The sequence below is a fragment of the Reichenbachiella sp. MALMAid0571 genome (assembly GCF_040151475.1).
Classification (GTDB): domain Bacteria; phylum Bacteroidota; class Bacteroidia; order Cytophagales; family Cyclobacteriaceae; genus CAXBNB01.
Window position 1 is genome coordinate 178,039 of sequence record NZ_JBDKWG010000144.1, and the last position, 16,174, is coordinate 194,212.

Consider the following 16,174-nt stretch of genomic DNA (forward strand, 5'->3'; position numbering starts at 1 on the left):
GATCAAATAATTATTGTTGCCTATCGCCAAATATTCAGACAATAAATATCTGTTCTAAACGAGTAAAAGTGAAACTTTTAACTATTCAAAGATATGAAAAATAAAATTTTACAGATCATTATTAATGTGACAAAATATACCGCAATCGTATTTGGCCTTCTAATCATGACATTGAGCACGATTATGGCCGAAAAGGGGAGTGCACAAATCAAAAGTGTAAAGGATGTTTTGGTTACTGTAAACCTTGAAAATGCAACTATCAAGAGGGTATTTAACTCTATAGAAGACCAAACGGATTTTAGTTTTATCTATAGCAATCAAACTGTAGACTTAAGAAAACAAAGAATCAATATTGACCTTAAGGAAACTACAGTCGAAAATGTCCTTATAGAAATGGCAAAACAGACTGGCTTGAAATTTAGACAAGTAAACAAAAGAATTAGTGCCATTAAGAGCAAAAACAATAGTCAGGGTGATATCCTGAGTGTAGAGGTTTTAGCGGATGTAAACATTACAGGTAAAATCACTGATGAAAATGGAGAAGGGTTACCTGGTGCCAGTGTGGTAGTAAAGGGAACTACTACAGGTACTACGACAGATTTGGAAGGTAATTACAAAGTTAATGTTGCAGAAGATGCCATTCTTACAATTTCCTATGTTGGTTACCTTACCCAGGAAGTTTCTATTGCTGGCAGGAGCACCATTGACGTGAACATGACTCCTGATGCAGCACAATTGGAAGAAATAGTGGTAGTAGGTTATGGAACTCAAAGAAAAAAGGATTTAACAGGTTCAATAGCGTCTGTGAATGCGTCAGATTTAGATAAAGTAGTTTTGAATACACCTGATCAGGCACTACAGGGTAGAGCTGCAGGAGTTCAGGTAAGGACTGATTCGCATGCTCCGGGTGGAGGTATAACTGTTCAAATAAGAGGTACCTCTTCATTGTCAGCGAGTAGCCAACCATTGTATGTGATTGATGGGTTTCCTATTTCCAATGATTTTGACAAAACTGAAATAACAGGAGGAGGAGCACCACCAAATCAATTGAACTCAATTGACCCATCAAATATTGAATCTATTCAAATATTAAAAGATGCTTCTGCCACAGCTATTTACGGTTCCCGTGCAAACAATGGTGTCGTAATTATTACTACTAAAAGAGGTAAGTCAGGAAAAGCACGATTTGACTATGAAAATGCAATTAGTGTAAGTACTGTTAGAAAAAAATACGAGTTGTTAAATGCTACTGAATGGTTTGAACTGGTGAATGAAGCGGATGAACTGAATGGAAACACTCCAAGGTTCTCCTCTGCTGATATTGCTGCGGCAGGTGAAGGTACAGACTGGCAGGATGTTGTTTTCAGAAGTGCTGTAACACAGAGACATAAAATTAGCCTTTCAGGGGGAAATGAATCAGTTAGGTATATGGTGTCAGGTAACTTACTTGACCAGCAAGGTCTGATTGTAGATACTGGCTTTAAAAGATATGGCTTCAACATGAATCTGGATGCTAATATATCTAAAAAACTGACTTTGACTACCAATATGGCATTTACTTCGAGTACTAACAATCAGACACTTAACGATCAGAAAAGTTACAGTTCTGAGCCAAGTATTATTAGTACTTTGTTTCAGACCAAACCACACGTTCCGGCTTATGATGCTGATGGTAACCTGGCATTTGCAAGAGACTATCCTTCTGCAGGAGGGGAAGATACTCCACTGTATATGGCAAAAATGTACGACATTAATTCTGGTACTACTAGGTTCTTAGGAGGTATGGCTTTGAATTATGAAATAATTGAAGGTCTTAACTTCAAAACCCGTATAGGGATGGATAACCTGGCTGTCAAAAATGACGCATACTATCCTCTTGATTCAAGAGTAGCTCGTGGAAGCAGCGGTAAAGCAGAACAGGAAAGTCAGTCTCTGGTTAATTTTTTGAATGAAAACACTCTTGAGTACAAAAAGACATCTGGCAAACATCAGATTTCTGTTTTAGGAGGATTTACCTACCAGACAGAAAAATACAGGAAGTTGAAAGCTGTTGCGTTGGGATTCCCATCAGATTTTTATGCCTACCACAATCTTGGCTTGGCAACCAACCCACAGCCACCTTCATCAAGTACAACTCAATGGAAATTGATGTCATATCTTGGCAGGGCAAACTATATGTATGACAATAAGTACTTATTGACTGCTACGGTCAGATACGATGGATCGTCTAAGTTTGGAGTGAATAACAAATATGGATTTTTCACCTCTGCTTCGGCAGCATGGGTGTTGAGTGAAGAAAGTTTCATCAAAGATATGGATGTATTCAGCCAATTGAAATTAAGAGTTGGATACGGACAAACAGGTAATGAAAGAATAGGATTGTACAAATCCATATCTACAGTTGCTTCTTCTAACGATGTAAATGTAGGTTATATCCTGGGGGGAAATCAAGTGCCTGTGGCATACCCGAATAATATTGGTAACCCTGATTTAACTTGGGAAAAAGGTTCCGATTTGAATATTGGTCTTGACATGGGATTTTTTCAGGATAGAGTCAGTGTAACTGTAGATATTTACAACAAGAAAACTACAGATTTACTATTGAATTTACCTATTCCGTTACAGAGTGGGTTTGGTAGCGTGTTGACTAATATTGGTGCAATGCAGAACAAAGGGTTTGAAATAACTATTGGTACAACGAACGTAAAAACCGAAGACTTTAGCTGGAATACCAGCATAAACTATTCGCACAATGAAAACAAGATAACTTCACTTGGGGGTGTAACAGATCATTATTTTGCCGGATGGGTAGGTGGAGGAAATCAGGGTTTCAATAATAACCTGGTTGCCCGAAATGCTGTTGGTCAGGCTGTAGGTTCTATCTGGGGATCTATATATGATGGGTTTTGGAAATCGCAGGAGGAAATTGACGCCAGCCACATGCCAAATGAAGCTATAGGAAATCCAAATTGGAGAGATGTAAATAAAGATGGTAAATATGATGCTCAGGATGATTCTTACATTGGAAATCCTAATCCTGATTTTATTTTCGGTGTAACCAACGACTTTACCTACAAACAATTCTCTCTTAATGTTTTCATTTATGGGGAACAGGGACAAGAAGTATTGAATTTAACCAGGCATAGAATCACTGGTAGTACTAACCTCTTAAAGTCTGATAGAGATCAAAGATGGCATCCGGTAAACAATCCGCAAGGAACAACAATGCCGGCCAATCGAGGGTTTCCTGGAAGGGTAGGAACTCACAATGTAGAAGATGGATCTTTTGTAAGGGTTAAAAACATCACATTGAGCTATAATTTACCTGTTAGTGATTTAGGTATCAACTGGTTGCGTTCATTACAATTGAGCGTTGCGGCGGACAATCCGTTGACATTTACTAAATACAGAGGATATGATCCTGAGGTTAATTCGTATGGTAGTACCAACGATGTAAAGGGCATAGACAGATTTGGATATCCTTCGGTGAAAGGTTACAGGGTAGGGTTGAGAGTAGGATTTTAATCTGATATCATTTATTTAATTTTTAAAATCAAAAGATATGAAAAATATAATAAGATATATAATGATTGCTTTTGTTGCATTGAGTACAACTTTTTGTAGCGAACCGTTAGAAGAAAAACTCTTTAATGACCCAAGTCTTACTGAATTTTATCAGAGTGAAGCTGAAGCACAACTAGCACTTGGTGGAATATATGCTGTTTTTTGGACCAGTCAGGGGATTTACAAAGATGGAGCAAACGTCAAACAAAACGAGCAGACTACTGATTTGATTCAGTCGTACAATTCGTCTGAAGTATGGGATTTGTTTGGTTGGTCTTCAAGTGAAGATGATTTGAGCAAAATGTGGGAAGGTTCCTACTTGGCAATTAACAGAGCTAACACACTTATAGACAGATTAGAAGTTTCCAGTGTGAGTCAGGATGTGAAAGATGAATATATAGGAAAGGGAAAATTTCTCAGGGCATTGCATTATTTCAATATGGTAAGGGCTTTTGGAGGGGTTCCATTACACATTAATGCTACTTTGGATGTATCTGAAGTATATAAAGCCAGAAGTTCAGAAACTGATGTTTATGCTCAAATCATAGCTGACCTAAAGGATGCAGAAACCAAAATTGGTTCTTTTGATGCTGCAGATCAGGCCGCTGGAGATATAACCCTGGGTGCAGTAAAAGGCTTGCTGGCCAAGGTGTATTTGCAGCAGAAAGATTGGACGAATGCTGCATCTAAAGCCAAAGAAGTGATGGATATGGGGGTATATGAGCTTTACAAAAATTATGCTGACATCTGGAGGGTAGATATGGAAAATGGGTCTGAGCATTTGTTTTCTGTACAACATGGCAGTGAAGGTGGAGATGGAAACAACAATATTGGAAACCATACACCTTCAAGAGTATTTTTCCCGAGAGCAACAAAACTACCTGATGGCACAGATGTTAAATTCAAAGACTCTGGAAATCCGGAAAGATATGTTCGTCAGGATTTCTTTGATGCCACTCCTGATACACATCGTAAGTGGTGGTCTATGAGAGATATGATGCCTTATTATTGGATAGGTACTCAACGTTATGAAGGAAATGTTGATTTGGATAGAGCGGCTATTGTGAAATTTTATTTTCCAAATGATGCAGCTACACTTGATTTGGGAGTGAATGTAACCGTACAAAGGTATTCTGATGTGCTTTTGATCTTTGCAGAAGCAACCAATGAAGCAAGTGCAAGTGGACCAACTACAGCTGCTTATGATGCGGTCAATGAGGTTCGTCGAAGAGCAAGAGCGGTAGGTACGGAATTCGAGCAGGACGCATCGGTATATCCTGATTTGTCAGGATTGACAAAGGATGCCTTTAGAGATGCAGTGTTGCTGGAAAGAGCAAGAGAATTTGTAGGAGAAGGAGATAGAAGAAATGACCTTATTCGTCATGGAAGATTTGTTTCAAATGCAGTTGACAGAGGGGTTAATGCAAATGCAAACAATGTGTTATTTCCAATACCTCTTTTTCACATGAATCAAAATGATTTATTGACTCCAAATCCTTAACAACATAGAATTCAGGTTAGATTTAGCTACACAGTAGTTAAATACATCTGAAAGAAGTATATTTAGAAAGAGATATCAATTGATATCTCTTTCTTTTTAACCCTTAATTAAAATTAATCTTTGGTCTAAAAAAATCCATGAAATATTATTTTCGACTACTACAACTCATCACACTTTTTTATATCTGTTTCTTTTCTCACAGGATAAAGGCTCAGGACCTGCCAAAGTCTCTACCTGACATTAAATACCACCTGGCCTCCTCGAATTGGAGTCCACTCAATACATCAGTTGATTCTTATCTTGATGCTGCGGAGGGAATGGTGCGCACAATGTATCAGTTTCAAAATGCTGAAGGAGCCATTATCGATCCTTACCTCAACAAAGAACACCAATACACTACTCCATATTATGCTTTTACAGTGGGTGCTTTGATACATTCAGGGCGTTCAAAAGAGTTAATAAATTCAGGTATAAAAGCGATGGAAAAATCGTTGACTGATTTTTCAAAGGGAAACGATTTTATTCCGGAAAAGCATGGAGAATTTTATATAGCTGCTTTGGCAGGAGCAATGGAGTTTTATGAACCACATGTGGATGCCGGCAGATTTGAAAATTGGAAGAAAATGGTTGCCACTCCGATAGAAAAAATATGGAAGGGTAAATCCATAGGTTTAAACAACTGGAGAACCTACGCCATGAAAGGAGAATGGATCAGGGCAAAACATGGGTTCATTGATAGACAAAATACAATTGATTTCATTGAAGACAACTGGAAAAATGCGACACAATACGAGCGAATAGGATTGGACAAATGGAATCTATACCAGGATTGGAGCAGCGATCCTCAATCACTGGCGGTGGAAGCTGTTGGGAGAGGTAACCTTACTTCTGTGGTATTGGAAGGATATGATGGTCCGTCTGCACGACAAATGCTTGATATCATGCGCAATGGAGGGAAAACTTCCATGCTACTGATGAGCCCGACAGGACAATGCCCGGCAAACGGACGAACTGACAATCACGTGTTCAATGATATTTTGTACCAATTGATTTTTGATGCACTCGCAGAAGATGCTGTGGCTCAAAATAATACTTACCTGGCAGGACAATACCGAAGGTCGGCTATGTTGGCATTTCAAAGCATACAAAGGTGGAAAAGAAATGATGGCAAATGGAAGGATTCATTTTACATTACCAAAAATAAGTATGAACCCGGCGAACGGGTAGGATATCAGCCTGCAAGTCAATGGGGACATTACACTGGAGCAATGATGTTTCATTTAGCAGAATCTGCTTTGGCAAGAAAAACGGATGTAAAGGAAGTACCTGCTCCAGTAGAAATTGGTGGTTATGCTATTCAGACGGACGACAGGTTTTCGACTTTTACAGCCAATGCAGGAGGCATGCAGGTGGTTATCAACCTACGTGGTGCTTCTGTACCCAAATACAACAAATACTGGACGCCTCTTGGAGGAGTTCGTTTTTCAAAAAACAATTGGGATGATCGTTTGGGGCCATCTGATGGAGAAGCGAATTTCATCGACGATACTTTCTCTCAGTCTCCAAAGGGTATAAAGGAATCATTTGGAACTGTATTTCCACAGTCAGCACTCACCCTTGGGCCGGAGTGGATGGAAAATGGCAACTGGATAAGGTTGGCAGACAAAGCTCTGACCTTTCGGGGAAATGTAGTGACCGAGTTTGTTCATCCATTGCTTGTGAAATTCAGAGTGACTTATGCAACGGTTACCGGACATTCCGGGCCTGTTTTTCATCAGGAGTTTATAATCACCCCCGATGGTGTGATGACCTGTTTGTCCAGCCCTCAGGATGTTCCTTTCGGTCTCACCGTGCCTTTGCTGATTAATGATGGAACCGAATTGGAAACTAATATATCCGGAGGTATTGCAACCACGGGCTATCCCGGGTCAGATGATACACAGAATTTCATAGGTCTAAATCAGGATGTATTAGTAGCTCAGGATGGTGATGCCATCAGAAGTACTTATGGTGATTTACTACCTGTGAAGTTTCAATCCACGGACAAAAAGCAAATGGTGTTTATCTACCCAAAGTCTAAGCCTGATCCCAAAGCACAAGAGGTGAAATCAAGTTTTGAAATAACAGAAAATGGATTTTCTTCTGTCTTAGGCAAAGTGGACGGCACTATGTACATAGGCAGAAACAGTGCTGGTGGTTTTGGTGATACACTCGACCTCAATCAGGATGGAAAACCTGACCTGACTTTCGATAAAAAATGTGGCTTTATAGCTCAATTGAAAAATGGACAGATCTTGGCCATTGAGACCGATACTGCAGTGGAAATGACATTCAAAGGAAAGGAATACACCGTAAAGCCCTATGTACCCATCTTGAAGTTGTAGTAGGGTATTAAAACTCAACTGGATTTGGAGTGAGGATGCTCTGAATATAAAATAAGTAGAACGATTAACTACAAAAGAGCTTGTAGTTAAAATACAACTATGTAAAAAATGAAAAACAGATTATTGAGTGTCACCATTTTGATGTTGACATTTTTATTAGAAAACAGAATAAATGCTCAGGATTTTTCCTGGAAATATACGGACAATGATTTGATGGTTGAATTGAAATATCCTACTCAAACACTTTATGCTTCCTTTAGTTTTTCTACAGAGGATCAATTACTGATAACAGGTACCATTAAGGGTTTTGCATCAAAAAACACTAACAGGCTTCCCGTTAAGTCACTTTTTAAAGAAAATACTGACGGAGTGGTTCTTTCTACGGGTAAGGCAAAAGTGAATATTGATAAATCTACTCAATTGATTTCCATTGTGCGTTTGCCCAACGATTTACTATGGAAAGGAAAATTAGGAATAGCTCCTCATCCTGAAACCAAAAAGCCAACGATTCAAATAACAGCTGTTGACTGTTCTGATGAGCATTACTTTGGATTGGGTGAACGGCTGAATGGATTTGATCAAAAGGGCAAACAAATAATAATGGAGTTGGATGATGCATGGTCACGCTCAAATGAGATGGCATATAAGGCAATTCCTTTTTACATGTCATCACGTAATTATGGTGTCTTAGTGAATTCACCGGAGCGCATCATTTTCGATATGGGTAAAAACCAGACTGATCAGACCAGTATTACTCTACCGGGTCTCGAAGTAGAATATGTATTTTTTGCCAGTAATTCTCCTTTGACGGTTATGGAACAATATACAGGCATCACTGGTAAAAGTCCGGTTATTCCAGGGTGGAGCCTTGAACCGTGGTTGTCACGCAGAGGCCCTGCGGGATGGGTCGATACCATGTATCCCAGGCAGGAGCTGGATCAAATGGAGCAAAACGGGCAGCATATTGGTGTAATTCTATGGGAAGGTATCAGACATCAGTTTTTAAAAGATCAGGAATTTTCTGCTTATGATTTGGTTAATTATTGGCACGACAAGGGAATGAAGGTAGTGTTTTGGGATCGTACCGGACAAATCGAAGACACTCCGGAAAACCTGAAAAAATATAAATATGACCAGAAACCAGTAAAGAAATATTTTATCAGAGATGGACAGGGTGAACCTATTAAGGTAGGCCCAAAAGGCGAAATAGCCAATCCTGATTTAAACAAACGTGCATTCGTGTACATTGACACTTCCAACCCGGAAGCCATGGAATGGTATTTTAAAAATAAATACGCACTAAAGGTAAAATCAGACAATGGAAAATCAGGGCCTAACGGATACAATTTGGATGGTGTTAAAATTGATTTCTCTGAATTGCTACCAAAGGATTTGTCGGATTACAAAGTTTATAAACCGACACCAGGAATTGCCAATGTCCATGCAGTAAGTTTTTCAGAGCAAACTATGGAGTGGTTGCAAACCGTTAAGCCAGAAGGTGGGATCACATGGACAAGAGGGGGAGGTTTAGGACTGCAAAGAGGAGGGGTGTTTTGGAATGGAGACCGTAGCAGAAATTTGTCCCAGTTGAAAGGGACGGTATCTTCGTTGCTGTCAGTATCTGTTTCGGGCTTGGCTTATGCAGGCCATGACCTGGGAGGCTACATGAGAGGCAATGACGCTGAAGTAGAAGAAACCTACATTAGGGGAGTTCAGTTTGCGACATTTTCACCTTTTTTTCACGATCACGGTTCTGCTCAATCCCCAAGGGAACAAAACAGATATGGGAGGGAAAATTATGCCTTTTATTCACGTGTTCGGTATAATTTGTTGCCTTACTTGGAGGAGCTAATCGAAGATGCATCGGTAAGGGGATGGCCGATGATGCGACCACTGTTTTATTACCATCCTGAAGATGCGACATCTTGGACTATAGATGATGAATATTATTTGGGCAAGGAGATACTCGTTGCTCCCATTTTGTCCAAGGGAACCAGCCGTGTTGTGTATTTGCCAACAGGAAACTGGGTTGATTTATGGACGAATGAAAGGTACAAGGGCAATTCTCAAATTCTTGTAAATAAGGCACTGAACAGGATTCCTGTATTCGTTCGTGAAAATGCAATTCTGCCCTTGGCATTGAATGAAAACCTTGAAATAGGTGGTGATTTTCTGCACAAAGACAAAAACGACCTTAGAATCATCTATAAGCTTTTGGGATTAAAAAATGGGGTGTACTCACTTCCAAAAAACAATGAAGGCCTGTCCTCACTCAAAGTAACAAAGGATGGAAGGGTGCTACTGAAATTTGAGAATATAAATGAAGATTTTGGAGTCATTATTCCCAACGCAATACCAACTGCTATCCACTTAAACAACAAAGAACTGTTAGCAGCAGATGCAAACTTTGGTAAGCAGAAGCAGGGTTGGAAATATGATCCTTCTTCATCAGAATTGAAGATAAAAATAGAAGCTGTAAAAGGTTTATCAGAATATGAAATAGAACTTATTGGCTTACCGTCCGATGAATTGGCTTTCGTTGAGGGTGCTGAAATAGCAGAAGTACCACAACCAAATGTACCAAATATTGTAAGCGTGGAAGGCTGGAATGAATCTGTGGACATTGTATTTGATAAAGATGATGCCCTGGGAGAGCGGTATATTATCAATTATGGTAGTTTAAATGGTGGAGTGAGGCAAAGCAGAGTTGTTCTAAACTATGGAAATAAGGTTACAATTGGTGGGTTGAAAAATGGGGAAAAGTATATTTTCCGGGTTTGGGCAGAAACCCAATTGCATAAGAGTCTGGAAACAGATTGGTTTGTCGCTGTTCCCACTGGCGATAAAAACACCATTTTTCAATATTCTGGCAGTGGACTGTTTATTGACGCAAACCACTCTTCTGACAAATCAATAGCAGAAGATGGAAGTAAGAAGTATTCGTTTTCAATAGATTCTGATCGAGCATCTACTGTGAAAGTATGGGTACAACTCAATAAATATATTACTCATCACGATTACAACAAATGGTATGAAACAACGACTAAGACATTAAATAAAACGGATGTGATTGAAGTGGATGTTCCTGAAAATCACACATTAAATAGGATTTTTATTGCACCGGAAGGTGAAACGCCATTCTTTAATGATGAATTTTAAAAAGGTACTAATCAGGAGTATGAAAATGGAGCTTAAAAAAGGGATAGAGCTAGAAAGTGCTTTCTTGACAAGAAATTCATGTTTGATGTTTTGTTTGATTTTATTCTTCGGATGTGTAAATGAACGTACATCCAATTCAGACAATTGGCAAAGCATTTCCTCTGTTGATGACCTTTGGAAGCATCACCCAAACCAAATACGGTCATTGTTTGAGGCAATTGACTTGCAGCAACCAGCCTTGGAATCAGTGGCTACTGTCCTTGCAAAGGGAGATACTGTAAGTGCCGCAGAGGAGTTGCTGAAGTACTATCGGAAAACCGATCGTAATTGGGTGGTGACCACCCTTGATGCTGTACCTTATGCAGAATCATTGCGAACTGCCAATGCGCTATTGGCGGATACGGTGATCAGGCACGGAAATCCCGTTAAAATACCATTCAAACCGGATGGAGGCTGGGACTGGAACTATACCGGTCCTGATAAAGACGATGAATTTGGGTATTCCCTGAACGGACTCAGGTACTTGTCTTCTTTGTTTCAAGTTTGGAAAAAAACGGAGACCATAGAATATATAGAAGTGTATGACCGATTGATAAAGGATTGGGTAATACACCATCCATTGCCGGCCAGGGATGATTCTATTTACCTGGTGTTGAACAATCAAAGCCTTGACTATCGGGATATAGGTGAGCTTGGATGGCGAACCATTCAGGCAGGCCAACGGCTGGGAGCAGTGTGGCCACAGACATTTTATGCGTTCCAGACTGAAGATACTTTTAGTCCAGCGGCACGCTTACTGATGCTGTCGAGTACCAATATTCAAGCGGAATTTCTCACTAAATACCATAAAAACGGGCACAATTGGACAACTATGGAAATGAATGGATTGGCTTTGGCTGGTTTGTCTTTCCCGGAATTCAAAAGGGGAAATCACTGGGCCAATTATGCGCTGGAGGTCATGGCCAATGAAATCAACCGACAGGTTTATCCAGACGGTGTCCAATCCGAAATTTCCACAAAAACACAATGGGTGGCACTCAGACGTTTTGAATCGGTAGCGGATAATTTCCAAAAAGCCAACCGAAAGATTTCAGAAGCCTACCTCAAACGGGTAGAGGAGATGTATCAGTACATGGCCTATTCCATTCGTCCCGATGGTCATCAGCCATTGAACAATGACTCTGACCGTGACGACCTCAGGGAAATAGTACTGAAGGCAGCAGCCAGGTTTGATCGACCGGACTGGAATTACATAGTCACCAATGGAAAAATGGGTAATAAACCAGAAATAGATCCTTCGGTTACCTTTCCTTGGGCTGGCATTCATATCATGCGGAATGGCTGGTATGAAAAGGCTCATTGGTCATTTTTTGATGCAGGACCGTATGGCACAGGCCACCAACATAGAGATAAGCTTCATCTGTCTGTTATGGCTTTTGGCAAAGACCTATTGGTAGATGGCGGTCGATATACCCACAAAGATTATTTTAGTTTTGACCCTACTATGTGGAGGGGTTATTTCCGGAGCTCGTTTTCGCACAATGTGATTTTGGTAGATGGCAAAGGACAGAATGGAGGATTGACACGTACCGATACACCTTTGGTAGAAAATCAGGATTACAGTCACCATCCTTTGTATGATTTTGCTCATGGCACTTTTAGTGACGGATATGAAGGTGTGGAAGGAAAAGCGACACATACCCGGTCTGTGTTGTACCTCAGGGATAAATATTGGGTGGTGATGGATCAACTTGAAACTGACCGACTCAGGGAATTGCAAGTACTGTGGCATTTTGCCCCTGACAATGAGATAATGATTAAAGACACTGAAGCGGTATCTACAAATGCAAAGGGGGCTAATCTGCGCATTGTGCCTGTTGGGAATATGAAATGGAAATCAGAAATCGTGAAAGGACAGGAGAAGCCTTTCATTCAGGGATGGTATAGTGAGGTATTTGGAGAAAAAGAACCAAACCCTACAGTGGTCTATACTGCTGATATTGCTAAATCCAGCATCTTCGTTTGGCTGCTGGTACCTGCTGAAGGTGAGGTGCCAACTGCTGATACACAAATGAAACAAACAGGTAATTTGGTGAAATTGACTATAAAAGAAAATAATGGTTCAACTACAAATATTGCCTTACCACTGAATAACAATCCTTCGGGGGTAAAAGTAAAATTTTAAACAGCGTTGAATTTGAGAGCATTAAAATGTTTTTTAACTCTGGGAATTATGTTATTCCTAATAAATGTTCTCGGTCTGTTTTACTGACCGTAGCAGTCAGTTTAAGCCCTTTTGTCATTTCGACGAAGGAGAAAATCCCTTGCTTATTGCAGGTCGGCTAGAAAGATTTCTCCTTCGTCGAAATGACAGGGTGACGATTTTCTTAACCTGACTGCTACGGTCAGCAGAACAGGCAGGAATAACAAATACCTTTAAATTGTGCACCGATTGTTAACATATTTACCAATAACTATTATACCACCTTATGAAATCTTTCACCTATTCAATACTGGTACTGACGATATTATTCACTTTCAATAGTCAGGCTCAACCGATACTGGACTCCAATTATTTCAACTCACTGAAATACAAACACGATCTGAATTTACCCAATTGGGGGCCATACACCAAGAAGTACATTGGTGTTTCTCATATCCCCGATGTGGACAAAGGCTTGCGTTTTGACCTGAGTGTTTTTCCAGGATTTTACCGCAGGAAAGTAGATGTGCCCAATGTGTTTTTCGAGTCAGGGTTTCATCCATGGGAAGCATCTCCTAATCTGGAATATTTCTCTTTTCGACATGAACTGGAATGGAAAGACAGGGTATATACCGACATCTCTTATTCACTGATGGATGAAAAGTCACGGCTGGTGAGAATAGAGTGTGTCAATAATACCGACATAGCTCAGAGCATTGTGTTGCACATGATGTCTTCGATTCATTTTCCATCCATCAAAGAGTACAATCCCAATACGCCCATTGAATTCAGCACCATCAAACTGCCTGACTATGCAGTGTGGATTGACGGGCTGGATTATCAGGATTTGCAATTTGCTACCCCCAGGCCTCAGGATCAATTAGGTTATGACGGAAAGTTACGAGGTGAAATACGAGATCATGGTTTAGTCAACGGATCGGGAATTGGTAATGGCTTTGGCAATGATATCAATGACAGGGTGCTCTATGGGGTGAAGTTGAAAAACGATATTCAGGATGCCATACTTTGGTTGCGTTATAAGTTGGATGAAGGGCAAACAACGATCTTGAAACTGGAAGGAATAGCCAACAAAACACTGAAGCTTTCCGGAAATGGGGATTTTAAAATAGAACAAATAAAACTGGATGAGTTAAAGCCCGGTAGCTATGGGTTGGAAATGGTATCCAGAGAAAAAACCTCAATCGTTATTGATGGGTTTACAGTGGTCAGAGAAGGAGATGTTAAATCCATAGAAGTGAAAGCTGTTGACTGGAACTACACACCGCAGATAATAGAAGGGCCAGTGAAAAATTCTGTGATTCTGAAATATGAAAATACAGATAATTATTACGGATTGTATTGGGATTATGATGGTTATCAGTTGAGGCAATGGCACTATAAAGATTTGAGTGATGATTTCAAACAAAATGTAAACGGGCATGTGAGTACAGAATTTAGCAACGGTACCAATGGCCATTTCACCAATGTTTTTTTACGGCCCATCACCATTGCACCCAATTCGTCTTTGACAGTAAATGGGGTGGTTTGCACCGGAACAAAAGCAGAAGTAGAAAGCATTTTGAAAAAGAAAATGAGTAGTGCTGAAGCAATCAAAATTTACGAAAAGGCAAGGGAATACCTTTACGCCTATGATGTAACTCCTGCCGGAGAGAGATACATATTTAGTAACCAACGAATGGCTGCTACCACTATCACCAATGTGGTGTATCCTGTATATACCCAGCGCCAATACATCCGTCACCATGCGCCGGGTCGCTGGTGGGACTGCCTCTATACCTGGGATGCCGGATTCATCGGCATTGGGTTGGCGCAGCAAGATGTACGGCGAGGGATCGAAAGCCTCAATGCCTATGTAAACGAAACAGACGAGCAATCGGCGTTTATCCATCACGGCACGCCACTGCCTGTGCAGCACTACCTGTTTCAGGAGCTTTGGAATGCCACACAATCGGAGGAGTTTTTAAAAAATTATTACCCCAAACTCAAGCGGTATTATGAGTTTATCTCAGGGAAAAATCCCAGCTCGACTACCCGGATGAATTCCAACCTTATACGTACCTGGGATTACTTCTACAATTCTGGAGGCTGGGACGATTATCCGCCACAGCATCACTTGCGTGAGCACAGTGAATTGTACAAAAATGTAACTCCGGTAGTAAGCACCGCCCATTGCATCAGAATAGCCAAAATATTGCAAATGGCTGCTTCACATTTAAAGCTCAAAAAGGACTCAAAGGAATATGATACTGATATCAACTTGATGAGCAAAGCTTTGCAAGACAACTCCTGGGATGAGGAGTCCGGGTATTACGGTTATGTGGTGCATGACGCATCCGGTAATGCACAAGAGATCATGAAGTTTGAGGGCAAAACCAATTACAATATGGGGTTGGGAGGCGTTTCGCCACTATTGGCAGGGATTTGTACCGATGAGCAAAAAGAAAAGCTATTGAAGCACTTGAAAACCAAAGGGGAAATCTGGTCGGATGTAGGGCTGTCGGCTGTCGATCAAACTGCTCCCTACTATTCCAACGAAGGCTATTGGAATGGCACGGTATGGATGCCGCATCAGTGGTTTATGTGGAAAACCATGCTGGATTTTGGGGAAGCAGATTTTGCTTTTAAAATAGCAGATACAGCCTTGAACCTATGGAAAAAAGAAGTGGAATCCACCTACAACTGCTCTGAACATTTTGTGATAGAATCGGGTAGGGGAGCAGGCTGGCATCAGTTCAGCGGACTATCAACTCCGGTGCTTTCGTGGTTCAATGCCTACTACCAACAAGGCACGTTGACTACCGGGTTCAATGCCTGGGTGTTGGAAAAGAAGTTTGACAGCACCAACAGTTCCTTATCAGCCAAACTAAAAGTATCCGGTGACAAAGGCGATGATTTTTCCATGGTGGTTTGCCTTAACCCGGAGTTCTCCTATCAGGTATCCTGGAACAGCAAACCGATCAGTCACAAAGAAATCAGTAAAGGTACTTTGAGCATTGTCGCACCCCTCACCTCAGAGGTGGGCGTATTGAAAGTGGAGAAGGTGGTGAGGTAATGGGAGGGGTTGAAGAATTCAAATTTGGACATTTAAATTTTATGTAATGAAATGCTTCGTTATTAATTATATTTGAATGGTAGGTATGGCATACAGTATGTGCTATACTTGAATGTTGTTCTTAATTAAAGAAGAGTTTAAAAGCTTTTAATTAAAGAATCCACCCTCTAAGAAGGTGGACTTGAAAAGCCCCTATAAGGGGCCAAAATCCAACTTCTGCTGTTCTTCTACTTTTTCTTGTTTCTCTTGATATTGAACATACTTTCTTATCTTTTCTTCATCAAGACCAA

The 16,174-nt window shown here is 40.5% G+C and carries 6 protein-coding genes; all 6 read left to right on the forward strand.

The genetic code is table 11. The features are described 5' to 3' along the window. Positions 1 to 93: 93 nt before the first annotated feature. Positions 94 to 3,525 (forward strand): TonB-dependent receptor, encoded by a 3,432-nt coding sequence (locus tag AAOP42_RS18110; protein ID WP_349529982.1) that lies wholly within the window; start codon positions 94 to 96, stop codon positions 3,523 to 3,525. A gap of 37 nt (positions 3,526 to 3,562) precedes the next feature. Further along, positions 3,563 to 5,065, forward strand: coding sequence for a RagB/SusD family nutrient uptake outer membrane protein (locus AAOP42_RS18115; RefSeq protein WP_349529983.1), 1,503 nt, complete (start codon positions 3,563 to 3,565; stop codon positions 5,063 to 5,065). A gap of 137 nt (positions 5,066 to 5,202) precedes the next feature. Further along, positions 5,203 to 7,449 (forward strand): hypothetical protein, encoded by a 2,247-nt coding sequence (locus tag AAOP42_RS18120; RefSeq protein ID WP_349529984.1) that lies wholly within the window; start codon positions 5,203 to 5,205, stop codon positions 7,447 to 7,449. A gap of 108 nt (positions 7,450 to 7,557) precedes the next feature. Then, complete coding sequence (locus tag AAOP42_RS18125) at positions 7,558 to 10,608, forward strand: TIM-barrel domain-containing protein (RefSeq protein ID WP_349529985.1); 3,051 nt, start codon at positions 7,558 to 7,560, stop codon at positions 10,606 to 10,608. Then, the gene (locus AAOP42_RS18130) at positions 10,595 to 12,793 is read left to right on the forward strand and encodes an alginate lyase family protein (RefSeq protein WP_349529986.1); all 2,199 of its coding nucleotides are present in this window, start codon (positions 10,595 to 10,597) and stop codon (positions 12,791 to 12,793) included. Before AAOP42_RS18125 ends, AAOP42_RS18130 begins: the two co-directional genes overlap by 14 nt. A gap of 304 nt (positions 12,794 to 13,097) precedes the next feature. Further along, positions 13,098 to 15,884, forward strand: a complete 2,787-nt coding sequence (locus AAOP42_RS18135; RefSeq protein ID WP_349529987.1) for an MGH1-like glycoside hydrolase domain-containing protein — start codon at positions 13,098 to 13,100, stop codon at positions 15,882 to 15,884. Positions 15,885 to 16,174: the final 290 nt, after the last annotated feature.

Bases quoted from the DNA above. Each gene is read 5' to 3' on its own strand.
- AAOP42_RS18110 (WP_349529982.1), top strand. From the start codon at position 94: ATGAAAAATAAAATTTTACAGATCATTATTAATGTGACAAAATATACC.
- AAOP42_RS18115 (WP_349529983.1), top strand. From the start codon at position 3,563: ATGAAAAATATAATAAGATATATAATGATTGCTTTTGTTGCATTGAGT.
- AAOP42_RS18120 (WP_349529984.1), top strand. From the start codon at position 5,203: ATGAAATATTATTTTCGACTACTACAACTCATCACACTTTTTTATATC.
- AAOP42_RS18125 (WP_349529985.1), top strand. From the start codon at position 7,558: ATGAAAAACAGATTATTGAGTGTCACCATTTTGATGTTGACATTTTTA.
- AAOP42_RS18130 (WP_349529986.1), top strand. From the start codon at position 10,595: ATGATGAATTTTAAAAAGGTACTAATCAGGAGTATGAAAATGGAGCTT.
- AAOP42_RS18135 (WP_349529987.1), top strand. From the start codon at position 13,098: ATGAAATCTTTCACCTATTCAATACTGGTACTGACGATATTATTCACT.